Genomic DNA, 16,616 nt, shown 5'->3' with positions numbered 1-16,616 from the left:
CCGGCGGGGACTACTTCTGGTTGGTGGGGCCACCGAACATGATCTCGTCCCAGCTGGGAATCGAGGCGCGCTTCTTGCGCGAACGTGGCTTGGGCCGGGGACGCGGGGTGGCGGTCTCCTTGGGGACGTCCACGGGCAATTCGGGTTCGCTGGCCTGGGTCTGGGCTCCAGCCTCCTGGCTGGCCGGGCCCTGGGCGACGGCCTCATCCTGGGGCTGGGTGTCCTGGGGCTGGGTGTCCTGGGGCTGGGTGCCCTCGGGCGGGGTGTCACCGCCCGCGATCGGCGCAACCTGGGCGACCACGTCGTTCTCGATGACGGGTTCTGCCGGGCTGGGCTCGACGGTGGGGGACTCGACCACCGTGACAGCTTCGACCTGTTCGACGGCGGCCTCGTCCTGCTGGGGCTGCGAGCTTGGCTCGGGGGTCGACTCCGGCTCCGACGCCTCGTGGACGACGGCCGGGGGCTGTTCAGCCGCCGCGGCAGGGGCAGGCGCGGCCGGCTCTGGGGTGGAGACAGGCTCTGGGGTGGAGACAGGCTCTGGGCTCGTGACGGGTTCAGGTGTGGCGGGCGGCTCAGGTGTGGAGTCGCGCTCAGGCTCCTCGTCGCTGGGTTCCTGGGTGACCGGATTGGCGAGCCCGGCGTAGATGTTCACCGAGTCCTCGGCGAAGGAGCTGAGCATCTCGTAGAGCACGTCCATGTCGGAGGTGTTCTTGGGCACAAAGTCGTAGACGCCGTCGACTTCCTCGAACTCGGCGGGGGAGTAGTCGTCCACCTCCGAGTCATCGGTGGCGGATTCCGCGTCCGCGTCGCTCTCGGCCCCGGGCTCGAGCTGTGCCGGGGTGGCGGCTTCGAACGGGGGGCGCTGTCCGGGCAGCGAACCGCGCGTCGCCTGGGTGGCGCGCACCAGGGCGAGCTCGTCGTTCAGGTCGATGGTGGGTTCTGCGTCAGGGGACTCCGCAACCGCCACGCGACTGTTGGCAGTGACCTCGCCGATCAGTTCCCGGGCGGCGTCGTCCTGGGCGGTGCTGAAGCGGGCACGCGGGTCGAAGACGAAGTGGGCCGTGGTGGTCTCGTCCTCGAGGGTCGCGGTCACGGTCCAGCGGCGGTCCTGGTTGCGCCAGGCATCCCAGGTGACCTCGTCGGCTCGCGGGCCGAGCTTCTCGGCGACCACGGCGCGCATGGCACGCACCGAGCCGGTCTCACCGCGTCGGCGCACCGGACACTGCAGGGCGGTCAGGGCCACGTGTTCGCGCTCCGCCAGCACCGGGGCGGCATAGGGCTCCACCTTCTCGGTGGGCATCCCGGACTCCTGCGCCACGTCCTCGAGCGAGGCTCCCGACCGGATACGAGTCTGGATTTCGCGAGGACTGAGGGCGCTTGTCATGTTCTCTCCACTGCTGGCTGAACGTCGTGCTGGCGGGCTTTCGAGGGTGCCGACGGCGCACGGCGCCGAACTGAACGGAACACACCTCTGCCAGTCACACTACTAGTCGCACCAATCTAGCGTGACAAGCCGACGATGAGTGCGCGTGGCTGCCGGTGGGGTGGGGCGCCGGATGCGGCACCCTCTCGGTGTCTGGGATCATCGGGGGCATGACCGCTACCAATGCACTGCCCGCCACCTCCGGTTCCCACCCCCTGGCCCCCTACGACGCGGTCCTGCTCGTCTCCTTCGGCGGCCCCGAGAAGCCCGACGAGGTGATCGACTTCCTCGAGGTGGTCACCCGTGGCGCCGGTATTCCCCGCGACCGGCTGGCCCAGGTGGGGGAGCACTACTTCCTGTTCGGTGGCCGCAGCCCGATCAATGACCAGAACAAGGCGCTGATCTCCGCGCTGCAGCAGGAGTTGTCCACCCGCGGCGTCGACTGCCCGATCTACTGGGGCAATCGCAACTGGCATCCGTTCATCGACGAGGCGCTGCGTGAGCTCGTCGCCGACGGCCGCCGCCGGGTGTTGATGCTGACCACCAGCGCCTATCCGTCGTACTCGGGCTGTCGCACCTATCGCGAGGCGGTCGCGGCGGCCGCCAGCACCGTCGGTGCCGAGCACGTGCGGATCGATCGCGCCGGGAACTATGCCCTGGACGAGGGCTTCGTCGAGGCCAATCGCGCCGCCGTCGCGCAGGCGCTGGCCGAGTTGCCCGGTGCCCGCCTGGTCTTCGTCACCCACTCCATCCCCACGGACATGGATGACAGCAGCGGACCGCAGGAGGCACGCGGCGCCTATTCACGGTGGCACGAGGAGGTGGCAGAACGGATCGCGCAGGCGGTGGGAGCGCCGGAGCACGATCTGGTCTTCTGCTCCCGTTCCGGGCGGCCGGGCCAGCCGTGGCTGGAGCCCGACGTCGACGACCACTTGGCCGAACTCCACGGCCGTGGCGTCGATCGTGTGGTGCTGGCCCCCATCGGATTCATCTCCGACCACATGGAGGTGATCTACGACCTCGACACCCAGGCTCGCCAGACCTGCGACGAACTCGGAATCCAGATGGTGCGCAGTGCGACCGCCGGCACGTCGCAGACCTTCGTGGCCGGGCTGGCCGATCGGCTCCTGGCCCGTGCGGCACACGCGCGCCAGGGCGATGCCCTCCCAGCCCCCGACGGTTGCGGCGGCCGAGGGTGTTGCCCGAACCTGCGCAATGCCGAGACCCCCGCGATCGACTGAGCATCGAAGGAAGCACGACCATGAGCCCCGACGCACGACAGACCCCCGAGCAGTCCACTGAACCCGAGCAGACCACTGAACCCGAGCTGGGCAGCCCTTGGGAAGACCTGCGCTCCTACATCGAGCTGCCCCGGCTGAGCGGAGTCCAGGTCAGCCCCGACGGACGCTGGCTGCTGGCCACGATCCAGACGCTCAACCATGACCGCACCGCCTGGACCTCGGCGCTGTGGCGCATCGATCCCAGCGGTGAGGCGCGGCCGCACCGACTCACTCGCGGCGTGGAGGGTGAGTCGCTGTCGGCGATCCTGCGTGACGGCTCGGTGCTGTTCACCTCGTCGCGCCCGCTGCCCGCGGACGGGCGAGCCGAGGACGACGACAAGGCGCTGTGGTGCCTTCCGGCATTGGGTGGCGAGGCGCAGGTGGTGGCCCGCCGTGCCGGTGGGTTCACCCAGGTGCTCGCGGCCCGCGAGGCCGATGCGCTGGTCTGTGCCGTGGGCGTGGCCAGTGGGTGTGACGACCTGCAACAGGATCGCGAACTGCGCTCGCGACGGCGCAAGGCCAAGGTGAATGCGATCCTCCACGAGAGCCCCGGCGTGCGTTTCTGGGACCACGACCTGCCACGCGAATCCCTGCGCCTGGTCACCTTGCCCGTGAGCCCAGAGCAGGATTCTCCCGTGCAGGATTCTCCCGTGCAGGAGACGATGATGCTGGCCAGCCCGGAGCTCGGCCGCGGCCTGGACGCCGACGGAGTGCTCTCCAGCCATGGTGACTTCGTGGTGGCAACCCTGGAGGACCCGCGACCCCGTGGACGGCGCCACTGCCGCCTCGTCCGCATCACCCTGAGAGGCCAGGACACCCAGGCGGAGGACGAGTCGCAGGTGGTCACCGTGGTGGCCGACGACCATTCCCAGTTCGAGCATCCGGTGCTCAGCCGCGACGATCGCTGGGTGGCCTGCGTGCGCTACGTGGCGGGAACCCCCACCGAGGCCCCCCACCAGTTCCTGCACCTGGTGGACCTCCACACCGGTGAGCACCACGACCTGGCGCCCGAATGGCCCCGGTGGGCCAAGCCGGTGGCCTTCAGTGCCGATGGCCAGGAGCTCTACGTCGTTGCGGACGAGGATGGCGACTGTCCGGTCTTCGCCATCTCGGTCGGCGATGGGCAGGTCCGCCGGCTAACCCAGGCGGGGGCGCACTCCTCGGTGGTGGTCGCGCCCGACGGGGAGGCGCTCTATGCGGTGCGTTCCTCGTGGACCGAACCCGGCAGCATCGTGCGCATCTGTCCCCGGACTGCCACCAGCACCGTCCTGCACCAACCCGCGGGGCAGGTGCAGCTGCCCGGCCGACTGGAGCGGATCCAGACCAGCGCCACCGACGGTCAGACCATCCACAGCTACCTGCTGCTGCCCGAGACGGCGACGCCACAGGATCCTGCGCCCCTGGTGTTGTGGGCCCACGGCGGCCCGTTGAACTCGTGGAATGCGTGGAGCTGGCGCTGGTGCCCGTGGCTGCTCGTCAGCCAGGGGCAGGCGGTCCTGCTGCCCGACCCGGCACTGAGCACTGGCTACGGGCGCGACTTCATCCAGCGCGGCTGGGGCCGATGGGGAGCAGAGCCCTACACCGACCTGATGGCGGTCACCGATGCCGTGGAACAACGGCCCGACATCGATGCGGACCGCACCGCGATGATGGGCGGCTCCTTCGGCGGCTACATGGCCAACTGGATCGCCGGGCACACCGATCGCTTCCGGTGCATCGTGTCGCACGCCAGCCTGTGGAACCTCAACAGCTTCGGACCGACCACCGACGCCCCGTGGTACTGGGCCCAGGAGATGTCGGCCGAGATGATGGAGCAGAACTCGCCGCACCAGTTCGTCGACCGGATCACCACGCCGATGTTGGTCATCCATGGCGACAAGGACTACCGGGTGCCGATCGGAGAGGGGCTGGCCCTGTGGTGGGCGCTGTCACAGGCCCATGAGGGCGACCCGGAGCAGATGGAGCACAAGTTCCTGTACTTCCCCGACGAGAACCACTGGGTGCTCACGCCGCAGCACGCCATGGTCTGGTACGAGACGGTACGGGGCTTCCTGTCCACCCATTTGGAGGGGCAACCCTTCCTCGCCTCCTCCCTGTTGAGTGCCGAGGGATGATCGCATTGCGGTCTTGCAGGCCACCGGCATGGGCCGAGGCACGCACGGTGTGATACACATGTGCCTGCCCATGGGGCAGGTGACGACAGCACAGGTGGTTGGCAAGGGCTGTCCCGCAGGCGTGCAGGGCACACCGTGCCCCCGGATTCTCGACGACAGGCAGGAAGGAAGACATGGCGACTGACTACGACGCCCCTCGCAAGAACGACGAGGAAATGAATGAGGACTCCATCGAGGAGCTCAAGACCCGTCGCAATGACAAGAACTCCGGCAAGGTCGACGAGGACGAGGTCGAGGCCGCCGAATCCTTCGAGCTGCCCGGCGCGGACCTGTCGCACGAGGAACTCACCGTGCGAGTCCTGCCGCGCCAGGCCCACGAATTCACCTGCGCATCCTGCTTCCTGGTGAAGGCGGCCAGCCAGATCGCCGAGACCCGTGGCAACGACAGCTACTGCGTCGACTGCGTCTGATCCCTGCCGATCCTGCCCGGCATGACATGGAAGGGGCTGACCTCCACAGTGGAGGTCAGCCCCTTCATCGTCCTGGGGTGGGTGTGGCTCAGAGCTTGAGCTTGGTCTTCGACGTGGTGTCCAGGTGCTCACCGGTGACCGCCTCGAAGCGACGGCCGACGTAGCGGTTGAGCACGATCTGGCTGACACCCAGGCCGACGCCGCTGGCCAGGGCCCACATGGCGGCATAGGTCGGCGGCACGTCGGGATCATTGGGGTCCGGCGGGTTGTCACCGGTGGCCACCTTCCAGGCGGCCTTGAGCGCCTTCTGGGTGACGACGGTGGTGACCGCGCCCAGCAGGCCGGCGTAGATCTTGAACCCGATGTTCTGGCTTGTGGTGGCCATCCAGGTCTCCTCAGCTCGGTGGGATGATGCACCGCGCGGTACATCCTTCGCCTCCATCGTAGGAGGCGGCGGTGGCTGCCATGGCGTGATGGCGTGAACTTTCGCCTTGGGCGCACTCCGGTAGGTTGGGCGGCATGCGCAGCGCCTCCACCCCCGAACAGCACCATCGAGAACATCTCAGCGTCCCGGGCAGCTGGTGGCTGCTGGCCGCGGGCTTCGGGATCACCCTGGTGGTCGTGGTGGGGGCCTACACCAATGCCTGGTTCGGTGCGGCCACCGCACTGGTGGCGCTGGCGGGCATCGGCGCTGGCTTCCACCACTTCGGCCACCCGGTGGTGGGCGTCGACGCGCAAGGGTTGTCTGCCGGGCACGCTCGCATCGAGTGGGAGTGGATTGCGTCGGCCGAGGCACTGGACGAGAAGCAGATGCGGGCCGCCCTGGGGCCGGGCTCGATGGCCTCGGGATGGTTCCTCACCCGCCCCTACATCAAGGGTGGTGTCCGGGTGCAGCTGGCCGATCCGGCCGATCCGCACCCCTTCTGGCTGCTGAGCACGCGCCATCCGCAGCGCGTCGCGGAGCTGGTCGACCAGTTCGCGGCGGGGAAGCCGGCATGAGGGAGGAAGCAGGCATGAGGGAACTGGTGGTCAAGCGTCTGGACGAGGGTCTTCCGCTGCCCCGGCGGGCGCATCCCGACGACGCGGGCATCGACCTGATGACCACCACGGACCTCACGATCGCACCGGGGGAGCGCGTCCTGGCTGGCACCGGTATCGCCATCGCCCTGCCCACCGGGTATGCCGCCTTCGTGCATCCGCGTTCCGGGCTCGCGGCCAAGCACGGCCTGACCATCGTCAACGCCCCCGGAACGGTCGATGCCGGCTACCGGGGTGAAATCCGGGTGAACCTTCTCAACACCGACTCCCGGCACAGCGTCCACCTCTCGCGGGGGGATCGCATCGCCCAGCTGGTGGTGCAACGGGTGGAACTGCCCGTCGTGGTGGAGGCCGACGAACTGGATGGCTCCGAGCGTGGGGAGAGCGGTCACGGATCCAGCGGCGGAATCAGTGCCTGGCAGGCTCGACCGACACCACCGAGCAGCTAGGATCGTCGACGTTGCCGGGGCGAGAGTCGTCGCGGCCTGTTGGAGGGAATCGATTCGTGAGCACCGTGCCGAACGAGAACGAGACTGGGCCGAACGAGACTGGGCCGAACGAGAACCAGACCGTGCCCGACGAGTTCGTGCCGAACGAACAGGTCGACCAGGCCGAGGCCCAGCCCGCCGTCGATCCCGATGACCCCCGCTGGGTGGAGCTCGACGAGCAGGACTGGCGCGAGGATGGCCCCTTCGACATCGAAGAGGTCGACCTGGATGCCGACGACGTCGAGCGTCTGGACTTCGGCACCGTCGTGATGACCCCCTTCGAGGGGATGAACCTGCAGCTGCAGATCGACGAGCAGACCCAGCAGGTGCAGGCCGCCCTGGTGATGCACCAGAACTCCGCGATCGAGGTCGCCCTGTTCGGCGCCCCCGCCAGCACTCCGATGGCCGGTGACATCCGCCGCGAGATGGTCGAGGTCACCACCCAGCAGGGTGGCGACGTCCAGCTGGCCGAGGGGCCCTTCGGCACCGAGATCCGCCGTGTCATCCCGCTGCAGAACGAGGAGGGTGAGCAGATGTACCACGTCTCGCGCACCTGGTTCGCGCAGGGGCCGCGGTGGCTGCTGCGTGGCGTCGTGATGGGCGAGGCCGGCATGAGCGAAGGGGTCGACGGCCCCTCGCAGGTGATCTTCGAGTTCTTCCGCAACCTCGTGGTGCGTCGTGACGACCAGCCGAAGGTTCCCGGCGACCTGATCCCGATGGTGATCCCCGAGGGCCTCGTGCCGCAGCAGGCCGAGGACGAGTCCTCGAGCGAGCAGTGAGCCACCGCAGGTGAGCGTGGTCTCTCGGGTCCTGCGTCGTCGCCCGCAAGGCGGGGAGGCGACGCAGGACCCCAGCACGCCGCCGGTCGAGCAGCAACGGCACTGGCAGCTGATGTCACAGGTGCAGCTGCGTGAACGGGTGACCCTGCGGGGTGTGGTGCGCTCAGTCTCGGTGACGTCGGCGGAACGGCGCTGGCTCGAGGTGGTGCTGGCCGACCAGACCGGTGAGATCACGCTGGTCTGGATGGGGCGCCGCGAATTGCGGGGCGTCGAGGTGGGGCGCCGGATGGAGGTGCGGGGGCTCGTCACGCTCTTCCAGCGCCGACGAGCCATCCACAATCCCCACTACACGCTGCTTCCCTGACGGGCCCCGTTCACAGACTCTGGTTTGGCGAGAGCAGTTGCGCCAGTGCCCGCTCGTGTTCGGGTGAGACGACGAAGAGCAGCTCGTCGGACTCCTGGAGGGCGCGCGACGGATCCGGGGTGAGGGCGCGCCCGCCACGGATCATGGCCACCAGCACCGCATCCCCGGGAAGGGTGATGTCTCGCAGCAGCTGGCCCACGCGAGGGCTCTCGGCCGGCAGCGTGAGCTCCACCAGATTGGCGCTGCCGCTCTGGAAGGTGAAGATCCGCACCAGGTCGCCGATGCTGACTGCCTCCTCCACCAGCGCCGACATGATTCGGGGGGTGGAGACCGCGACGTCGACGCCCCACACGTCGTCGAACATCCATTCGTTCTCGGGATGGTTCACTCGTCCCACCGTGCGGGGAACCCCGAACTCGGTCTTGGCGAGCAGGGAGTGGACCAGGTTCGCCTTGTCGTCGCCAGTTGCGGCGATGCAGACGTCGCAGGTGTCGAGCCGGGCCTCGGTGAGGGTGTCCAGCTCGCACGCATCGGCCAGCAGCCATTCGGCCCGGGGCACGGACTCGGTGCGGATGGCCTTCGGGTCGCGGTCGACCAGCAACACCTGGTGGCCGTTGGCGATGAGTTCTCGAGCGATGGAGCGGCCGACATTTCCGGCTCCGGCAATGACGATGCGCATGGCAGTCTCCTGGTCTTCCTGGGGTCTCAGCGGGCGGGCGGGGCGCCGAGGATCTGTTCGAGCTCGTCGGTGCGGTCCAGTTCGATGGCCGCGTAGAGCAGGTCTCCCTCCTGCAGCACGGTCTGGTCGTCTGGCACCATCCCGACGCCGAAGCGCACGATGAAGGGCAGGGGAGTGCGCACCGCTGCGCGCAGCTGTCCCACGGTGTGGCCCACCCAGTCGGGGTGGGTGTGCACCTGCACCAGTCGCGCATTGCCTGCCGGATCCCGCCACACCGGTTCGGAGCCCTCCGGGAGAAGTCCGCGAAGGACCTGATTGGCGGCCCAGCGCACGGTGGCGACGGTCTGGATGCCGAGGCGCTCGTAGACCTCTGCGCGGCCCTGGTCGTAGATGCGGCACACCACGTTCTGGACGCCGAACTGCTCGCGCACGACGCGGGCGGCCAGGATGTTGGAGTTGTCACCGCTGGATACGGCGGCGAAGCCGTCGGCCTGGCGGATCCCGGCACGCTCCAGGACGTCACGGTCGAAGCCGACTCCCTTGATCGTCGTGCCCCGGAACTCGGGGCCCAGGCGGCGGAAGCTCTCGGCATTGGTGTCGATGACGGCCACGCTGTGACCACGCTTCTCGAGGCTGCGGGCCAGGCTGGAGCCCACACGGCCGCAACCCATGAGGATGAAGTGCACGATGTCCTCCCGGGGACGAGATCTCAGTCGTGGGAACGCTACCGCACCGCCGGGCAGGAACTTGCCCCGGCGCGGCGCCTTGCTCTTCCCAGGCCAGACTCGGGTGCACAGACGCGAGGCATGAACAGATGCGAGCGGCGGATGGTGCGTCGGGTGGCCCAGGTGCGCGAGGATGGGCAGGTGAGTGCTGCGCAGATGAGTGATCCCGGCGACCAGTCCCCGGACCCGACGGGCACGGTGGTCGGACCCGTCGAGGTGGGGCCGGTGGCCCACGGTGGCCATTGCGTGGCGCGCCATGACGGTCGGGTCATCTTCGTGCGCCATGCGCTGCCCGGTGAGCAGGTCATGGTGCGCATCACCGACGCCGGCCGCCGCAACTTCTGGCGTGGCGACGCGGTGGAAGTCCTCCAGGCAGTCCCGGATCGCACCGAGCCGCCGTGCCCGATCGCCGGCCCCGGGGGATGCGGTGGCTGCGACTTCCAGCACGTCACCGCAGAGGGCCAACGGCGCCTCAAGACGCAGGTGGTGGCCGAGCAGCTGGACCATCTTGCCGGGATCGGGTGGGACGGGCAGGTGGAGCAGGTGCTTCCTGTGGAGGGCTGGCGTACCCGGACGCGCTTCGCGGTCGACCGTCCCGGGGATGGGGGCAGCCCCCGTGTGGGGATGCGCGCGCACCGATCACACGCGCTGATCACCTTGCCCGATCACGGTTGCCTGATCGCCCACCCCGCCGTGCCGGGGCCCGAGGAATTGCACCAGGTCGCCGAGCGGTCCCAGGGCGACGAGATCCGGGTCGTGGTGCCTGCCGTGGGCTCGCCCCGCGTGGTGACCAACCGCGACGAGGGTGCCGAGCTGGTGCAGGAGCAGTGCGCCGGGCGCACCTACCAGGTGCGTGCGGATGGCTTCTGGCAGGTGCACCCCGCCGCCGCGACGACCCTGGTGGATGCCGTGCTGCAGATGGTGCAGCCCGCCAGGGGAGAGTCGGCCCTGGACCTGTACTGCGGGGTGGGGCTGTTCGCGGGCGCACTGGTCGACCAGGGGTGCCGCGTGGTCGGCGTCGAACAGTCCACCGGGGCGGTGCGACTGGCCCGACGCAATGTTCCCGGTGCGCGATTCATCGCGGCACCGTTGGCCAGGGCGCTGCGTCGACTGCCCGGCTCGGTGGACGTGGTGGTCCTCGATCCGCCGCGGACCGGGGCCGGTGCCGCAGTGGTTCGGCACCTGGCGGGTCTGCAAGCCCGTGCGATCGCCTACGTCGCCTGTGATCCAGCGGCACTGGCGCGCGACCTGAGAACCTTCGCCGAGCACGGCTACCAGGTGGAGACGATCCGGGCCTTCGACCTGTTCCCGATGACACATCACGTCGAGTGCGTCGCGCTGCTGGTTCCCACGCCTACGGGTGGGGAGCCGTCGCGCTGAGGTTCTTGCAGTCCTCGCACCGGGGGCTTTGCACGGTCGTCTCCGTTTGAAAGCGCGGGGCTCGGGGAGGACAATCGGAGCATGCCCAAGTCATCCGCCAAGTGCCCGATTCGACCGGGAGACCCGTGCAGCCTGTGCCAGCCGGGTGCGGACGGGCCGCACAACTGTGGGCTGGTCTACCTGGTGATGGACGATCCCGACCTGCGCGAGGCGTGGAACCAGAACCGTCAGGAGCTGCGTCGCAAGCGTCAGCAGGACGGCGCTGCCGCAAGCTGAGGGCAAGTTGCCCCTGAGAACGTGATCCACGTCACGACTAGGCATTTAGGGCACGAATCTTGCACGTTAATCCCCGTCGTTGTGGGTGGCTCCGGCGCGGTGGGTGTAGCAGACTGGATGCGGAATCCTCGTTCGTCCGAACAGAATTTGGCGAACGTGATATCTTGACATCAAGAGACTTTGGCGCAGGCGCCAGAGTCAGCCCGAATCAGGAGTGATGCATGAGCGTCAACAGTTTTGGGGCCAAGAGCACCCTTGAGGTGAACGGCCAGTCCTACGAGATCTTCCGAGTCGATGCTGTCGAGGGACATGACAAGCTTCCCTTCAGCCTGAAGGTTCTGCTCGAGAACCTGCTGCGCACCGAGGATGGTGCCAACATCACCGCGGAGGACATCAAGGCCCTCGCGGCCGGCGCTCCCACTGGTGAGCCCGACAAGGAGATCCAGTTCACGCCCGCCCGCGTGATCATGCAGGACTTCACCGGCGTGGCCTGCGTCGTCGACCTGGCCACCATGCGCCAGGCCGTGGCCGACCTCGGTGGCGACGCCGACAAGGTCAACCCGCTGGCCCCCGCCGAGCTGGTCATCGACCATTCGGTCATCGCCGAGTACTTCGGCACCCCGGACGCCCTCCAGCTGAACACCGACGTCGAGTACCAGCGCAATCTCGAGCGCTACAAGCTGCTGCGTTGGGCCCAGGGCGCCTTCGACGAGTTCAAGGTCGTCCCCCCGGGCACCGGTATCGTCCACCAGGTCAACATCGAGAACCTGGCGCGCGTGATCTTCCCGCGCACCGTCGACGGTGTGCTGCAGGCCTACCCGGACAGCTGCGTCGGCACCGACTCGCACACCACCATGGTCAACGGCCTGGGCGTCGTGGGCTGGGGTGTTGGTGGCATCGAGGCCGAGGCCGCCATGCTCGGCCAGCCGATCAGCATGCTGATCCCCAAGGTCGTCGGCTTCAAGCTCTCCGGCAAGCTCAATGAGGGCGTCACCGCCACCGACATGGTGCTCACCATCACCGAGATGCTGCGTGAGCACAAGGTCGTCGGCAAGTTCGTCGAGTTCTACGGCCCCGGCGTCTCCGAGGTTCCGCTGGCCAACCGAGCCACCATCGGCAACATGAGCCCCGAGTACGGCTCCACGATCGCCATCTGGCCGATCGACGACAAGACCACCGACTACCTGCGTCTGACCGGCCGCGAGGAGGACCAGATCGCCCTGGTCGAGGCCTACGCCAAGGAGCAGGGTCTGTGGCACGACGCCGCCAATGAGCCGGTCTACAGCGAGTACATCGAGCTGGACCTGTCGACCGTCGTCCCCTCGATCGCCGGCCCGAAGCGCCCCCAGGACCGCATCGTGCTGTCCGAGTCGAAGCCCTCCTTCCAGGAGTCGGTCAAGGCCTACACCGCCGATCCGGCCAAGACCGTCCCGGTCACCCTGGCCGACGGCACCAGCTTCGAGCTGGCCAATGGTGCGGTGACCGTCGCCTCGATCACCTCCTGCACCAACACCTCGAACCCGAGCGTGATGCTGGGCGCCGCCCTGGTGGCAAAGAAGGCCGCGGAGAAGGGCCTCAAGCCCAAGCCGTGGGTCAAGACCACTGTTGCCCCGGGCTCGCAGGTCGTCACCGACTACTACGAGAAGTCCGGCCTGCAGAAGTACCTGGACGAGCTGGGCTTCAACACCGTCGGCTACGGCTGCGTGACCTGCATCGGCAACACCGGCCCGCTGATCCCCGAGGTCTCCAAGGCCATCAACGACAACGACCTGGCCGTCACCGCCGTGCTATCGGGCAACCGCAACTTCGAGGGTCGCATCAGCCCCGACGTGAAGATGAACTACCTGGCCAGCCCGCCGCTGGTCATCGTCTACGCGCTGGCCGGCACGATGGACATCGACCTGGCCAATGACCCGATCGGCCAGGACAAGGACGGCAATGACGTCTTCATGAAGGACATCTGGCCCACCACCGAGGAGATCGAGGAGGTCATCGGCGGCTCGATCAGCGCCGAGATGTACAAGTCTCGTTACGCCGACGTCTTCGCCGGTGACGAGCGCTGGCAGAACCTCGACACCCCCGAGGGCAACCTGTTCGCGTGGGATGAGGCCTCCACCTACATCCGTCGTGCGCCCTACTTCGACGGCATGCCGGCCGAGCCGACGCCGGTCGAGGACATCAACGGCGCCCGCGTGCTGCTGAAGCTGGGCGACTCGGTCACCACCGACCACATCTCGCCGGCCGGTTCCATCAAGTCGGACTCGCCCGCGGGCAAGTACCTGACCGAGAACGGCGTGGAGCGCAAGGACTACAACTCGCTGGGCAGCCGTCGTGGCAACCACGAGGTGATGATCCGCGGCACCTTCGCGAACATCCGTCTGCGCAACCAGATCGCGCCGGGCACCGAGGGTGGCTTCACCAAGGACTTCACCCAGCCCGACGCCCCGGTGACCACGGTCTACGAGGCCGCCGAGGCCTACCAGGAGGCCGGCACCCCGCTGGTCGTGCTGGCCGGCAAGGAGTACGGCTCGGGTTCCTCGCGTGACTGGGCCGCCAAGGGCACCACGCTGCTGGGTGTCAAGGTGGTCATCGCCGAGAGCTACGAGCGCATCCACCGCTCGAACCTGATCGGCATGGGTGTCATCCCGCTGCAGTTCCCCGAGGGCCAGAATGCCGATTCGCTCGGCCTGGACGGCACCGAGACCTTCGACGTCGCGGGGGTCACCGCGCTCAACGAGGGTGTCACGCCGAAGACCCTGCACGTGGTCGCCACCAAGGCCGACGGCAGCAAGGTGGAGTTCGATGCCATCCTGCGCATCGACACCCCCGGTGAGCGTGCCTACTACCTCAACGGCGGCATCTTGCAGTACGTGCTGCGCCAGCTGCTGAAGAAGTGATGATCGCCCTTCGGGGCTGATCCCGGCCGAGGGCCACACCTGCCAGTGCGGGGGTGTGGCCCTTGGTCTTTTCGGTTGCGGTTGCCCGGAGGCTTCCTCTGGCCTTTCGAACACACTTTTGAAAAAATGTCAGAGGCGCCCGGCAGTCTTCCTCCCACGGGCCGGCGTTCGGTGACGGTCCGTGCCAGCCGTCCCATCCGTGTGACCAAGGAGGAAACCATGTCCGTGGCCTTTCGGCAGTACCCCGCTACGCATTCCCAGCCGAACTTCCATGCCGGGTCGAACTTCCATGCTGGGGGGCCGGTGCGCACCGTGGTGCGGGGCAGGCAGCAGGGCGAGGAGGTCTACCTGCCGCCCGGTTGGCCGGTCGAGGTGCTGCCGCCGGGGGCTCCCGACTGGGAGGCCAGTGCCATCGGCTGGCTCCTCGACCAGTGCCCGCCTGACTATCGCGGCTATCCCGTGATGCGACGCCATCCCGTGGTCTTGGCGCGGTTGGCCGCGGAATTCATCGAGGGGCAGATCCGTTCGAGCCGGCAGGCGCTGGCCACGGCACGGCCGAGCCTGGGGGAGTACGTGGACGACCGGGTGCTCGACCAGACGGCCGATGCGATCCAGACCGAGGGGGCACGGCTGGTGCGGGTGCGCCGGGCCGTGGCCCTGGTGGAGGAGGCGCTGCGGGGTGGAATCTTCCTGCGCAAGCTGTGAGCGAGCCCAAGGAAGGTCCCGTCCGTTGTGACGGCGCCCTAAGATGTCTCCATGGCTTTGTTGGACCAGATCAAGAGCCCCGCAGATCTTCGCGGGTTGACGCGCACGGAACTCGATGAACTCGCTCGTGAGATCCGGGCCTTTCTGGTGACCAATGTCAGTCGTACAGGTGGTCACCTGGGGCCGAACCTCGGCGTGGTGGAACTCACCATCGCCATGCACCGGGTCTTCGACTCCCCGCGCGATCCGCTGATCTTCGACACCGGCCATCAAAGCTATGTGCACAAGATCCTCACCGGCCGCGCCGACCAGTTCGAGTCGTTGCGCCAGAAGGACGGGCTGTCCGGGTACCCCTCGCGCGCCGAGAGCGAGCACGACTGGGTGGAGAACTCCCATGCCTCCACCTCGTTGAGCTGGGGCGAAGGGTTGGCCAAGGCTTTCCGGCTCAAGGGTGAGGATCGCACGGTGGCGGTCCTGGTGGGCGACGGTGCGCTGACCGGCGGCATGGCCTGGGAGGCCCTCAACAACATCGCGGTGCAGGAGGGCCTGCGCCTGGTGATCATCGTCAATGACAATGGACGCTCGTACACGCCGACGGTCGGCGGCCTGGCCACCCACTTGGCGGGCATGCGCACCGATCGTCGCTACGAGCAGGTGCTCGACGTCGCCAAGCGCAGCATCAACAAGGCGCCGATCTTCGGTCGTCCCGCCTATGACCTGCTGCACGGCATGAAGACCGGTCTGAAGGACGTCCTCGCCCCCCAGGGACTGTTCAGCGACCTGGGCTTGAAGTACCTGGGGCCGATCGACGGTCACGACGAGGACGCCGTCGAGCTGGCGCTGGAGCAGGCCAAGGGCTTCGGCGGACCCGTCATCGTGCACTGCATCACCCAGAAGGGCCGCGGCTTCAAGTTCGCCGAGGACAACGAGGAGGACCGCTTCCACGCGGTGGGCAAGATCAACGAGCTGACCGGCGAACCGCTCAGCGCCGTCGTGCAGGCCACCTGGACCGACGCCTTCAGCGACCACATGGTGCGGCTGGGCGACAAGCATCCCGAGCTGGTGGCCATCACCGCCGCCATGTTGCACCCGGTGGGGCTGGCCCGCTTCGCGCAGGTCTTCCCGGACCGGGTCTTCGACGTCGGCATCGCCGAGCAGCATGCCGTCACCTCGGCGGCCGGCCTTGCCGCCGGGGGACTGCACCCGGTGGTGGCCGTCTACTCCACCTTCCTCAACCGTGCCTTCGACCAGCTCCTGATGGACGTGGCGCTGCACAAGCTGGGCGTCACCTTCTGCCTCGACCGGGCCGGCATCACGGGAAGCGACGGTGCCAGCCACAACGGCATGTGGGACGTTTCCATGTGCGGCCTGGTGCCGGGGCTGCGGCTTTCCTCGCCCCGCGACCGCAAGCGCATGGAGCAAGCCCTGGAGGCCGCCATCGAGGTCGACGATGCCCCCACGGTGGTGCGGTGGTCCAAGGAGAAGCTGCCCGACCCGATCGAGGCGGTGCGCAACGTCGACGGCCTGGACATCCTGCGTCACAGTGAGGACGCCGAAGCGCTCGTGGTGGGTCACGGGCAGTTCGTCGGACTTGCCCTGGACGTGGCCGAACGCCTCTCGCACCAGGGCGTGCGCGTCACCGTGGTGGATCCGCTGTGGTCGCTCCCGGTCAACCCCGCGCTGGTCGACCTGGCGGGACGACACCAGCTCGTGGTCAACGTGGAGGACTCGATGGTGGTCGGCGGCGTGGGGACGCAGCTGGGCAGCCAGATGCGTCGGATGCGGGTGTCCACCCCGCTGATGTGCTTCGGCATCCCGCAGGAATTCCTCGACCACGCCAGCCGTCCCGAGGTGCTCGACCAGTACGGTCTGACGGGTCAGGAGATCGCCCGAGAGGTGCTGGGCTGCTACCTGGCCAACAACTCCGAACAAGCCAGTCAGAGCCCGCTTCAGGCAGGCTGAGCCCAACCCCGGTTGGTCAACCACGGCTGAGCCCAG

General features: G+C 68.1%; 15 protein-coding genes and 1 pseudogene. 12 read left to right on the top strand and 4 right to left on the bottom strand.

All coding sequences use genetic code 11. The features are described from left to right. Nucleotides 1–10: 10 nt before the first annotated feature. A pseudogene (gene sepH, locus ACOAMO_RS12720) lies at nt 11–1,387 on the bottom strand (septation protein SepH); the annotation flags it as partial. Between the two features lie 206 nt (nt 1,388–1,593). Between sepH and ACOAMO_RS12715 the strand changes: the two are divergent. The 3 genes from ACOAMO_RS12715 to ACOAMO_RS12705 all read left to right on the top strand — a co-directional run bounded on the left by ACOAMO_RS12715 (nt 1,594) and on the right by ACOAMO_RS12705 (nt 5,287). Then, nucleotides 1,594–2,664, top strand: coding sequence for a ferrochelatase (locus tag ACOAMO_RS12715; protein ID WP_420175128.1), 1,071 nt, complete (start codon nt 1,594–1,596; stop codon nt 2,662–2,664). Nucleotides 2,665–2,684: 20 nt separating this feature from the next. Further along, a complete protein-coding gene (locus tag ACOAMO_RS12710; protein WP_420175127.1) occupies nt 2,685–4,817 on the top strand; it encodes a prolyl oligopeptidase family serine peptidase in 2,133 nt (710 codons plus the stop codon). Between the two features lie 173 nt (nt 4,818–4,990). Further along, nucleotides 4,991–5,287, top strand: a complete 297-nt coding sequence (locus ACOAMO_RS12705; RefSeq protein ID WP_420175126.1) for a DUF4193 domain-containing protein — start codon at nt 4,991–4,993, stop codon at nt 5,285–5,287. Between the two features lie 88 nt (nt 5,288–5,375). Here the strand turns inward: ACOAMO_RS12705 and ACOAMO_RS12700 are convergent, their stop codons facing one another. Continuing rightward, complete coding sequence (locus ACOAMO_RS12700; protein ID WP_420175125.1) at nt 5,376–5,672, bottom strand: DUF4235 domain-containing protein; 297 nt, start codon at nt 5,670–5,672, stop codon at nt 5,376–5,378. A gap of 134 nt (nt 5,673–5,806) precedes the next feature. On the opposite strand from ACOAMO_RS12700, the gene ACOAMO_RS12695 reads away from it, so the two are divergent. The 4 genes from ACOAMO_RS12695 to ACOAMO_RS12680 are packed head-to-tail and all read left to right on the top strand — an operon-like array spanning nt 5,807 to nt 7,956. Further along, a complete protein-coding gene (locus tag ACOAMO_RS12695; protein ID WP_420175124.1) occupies nt 5,807–6,286 on the top strand; it encodes a DUF3093 domain-containing protein in 480 nt (159 codons plus the stop codon). 14 nt (nt 6,287–6,300) lie between these two features. Beyond that, nucleotides 6,301–6,774, top strand: coding sequence for a dUTP diphosphatase (gene dut, locus ACOAMO_RS12690; protein ID WP_420175123.1), 474 nt, complete (start codon nt 6,301–6,303; stop codon nt 6,772–6,774). Between the two features lie 56 nt (nt 6,775–6,830). Further along, on the top strand, nt 6,831–7,592 hold the full coding sequence (locus ACOAMO_RS12685) for a DUF3710 domain-containing protein (RefSeq protein ID WP_420175122.1): 762 nt from the start codon (nt 6,831–6,833) through the stop codon (nt 7,590–7,592). A 10-nt stretch (nt 7,593–7,602) separates the two neighbouring features. Further along, entirely contained in the window at nt 7,603–7,956 is a 354-nt protein-coding gene (locus ACOAMO_RS12680) for an OB-fold nucleic acid binding domain-containing protein (RefSeq protein ID WP_420175121.1), read from the top strand. Between the two features lie 10 nt (nt 7,957–7,966). On the opposite strand, the gene ACOAMO_RS12675 is transcribed toward ACOAMO_RS12680, so the two are convergent. Beyond that, nucleotides 7,967–8,635 carry a potassium channel family protein gene (locus ACOAMO_RS12675; RefSeq protein WP_420175120.1) on the bottom strand — a complete coding sequence of 223 codons (669 nt, stop codon included), beginning with the start codon at nt 8,633–8,635 and terminating at the stop codon, nt 7,967–7,969. A 26-nt stretch (nt 8,636–8,661) separates the two neighbouring features. Then, entirely contained in the window at nt 8,662–9,306 is a 645-nt protein-coding gene (locus ACOAMO_RS12670) for a potassium channel family protein (protein ID WP_420177038.1), read from the bottom strand. A gap of 210 nt (nt 9,307–9,516) precedes the next feature. On the opposite strand from ACOAMO_RS12670, the gene ACOAMO_RS12665 reads away from it, so the two are divergent. From ACOAMO_RS12665 to dxs, 5 genes are all read left to right on the top strand, one after another. After that, complete coding sequence (locus ACOAMO_RS12665) at nt 9,517–10,740, top strand: class I SAM-dependent RNA methyltransferase (protein ID WP_420177037.1); 1,224 nt, start codon at nt 9,517–9,519, stop codon at nt 10,738–10,740. Between the two features lie 81 nt (nt 10,741–10,821). After that, nucleotides 10,822–11,016 carry a DUF6767 domain-containing protein gene (locus ACOAMO_RS12660; protein ID WP_420175119.1) on the top strand — a complete coding sequence of 65 codons (195 nt, stop codon included), beginning with the start codon at nt 10,822–10,824 and terminating at the stop codon, nt 11,014–11,016. Between the two features lie 221 nt (nt 11,017–11,237). After that, on the top strand, nt 11,238–13,913 hold the full coding sequence (acnA, locus tag ACOAMO_RS12655; RefSeq protein ID WP_420175118.1) for an aconitate hydratase AcnA: 2,676 nt from the start codon (nt 11,238–11,240) through the stop codon (nt 13,911–13,913). Between the two features lie 219 nt (nt 13,914–14,132). Further along, nucleotides 14,133–14,618, top strand: coding sequence for a hypothetical protein (locus ACOAMO_RS12650; RefSeq protein WP_420175117.1), 486 nt, complete (start codon nt 14,133–14,135; stop codon nt 14,616–14,618). Nucleotides 14,619–14,669: 51 nt separating this feature from the next. After that, on the top strand, nt 14,670–16,580 hold the full coding sequence (dxs, locus tag ACOAMO_RS12645; RefSeq protein WP_420175116.1) for a 1-deoxy-D-xylulose-5-phosphate synthase: 1,911 nt from the start codon (nt 14,670–14,672) through the stop codon (nt 16,578–16,580). The last annotated feature ends 36 nt before the right edge of the window (nt 16,581–16,616 follow it).

The sequence above is a fragment of the Luteococcus struthionis genome (assembly GCF_048595755.1).
Classification (GTDB): Bacteria; Actinomycetota; Actinomycetes; order Propionibacteriales; family Propionibacteriaceae; genus Luteococcus.
The sequence above is the reverse complement of the archived record's forward strand: the minus strand, read 5'-3'. Positions and strand labels throughout refer to the sequence as shown.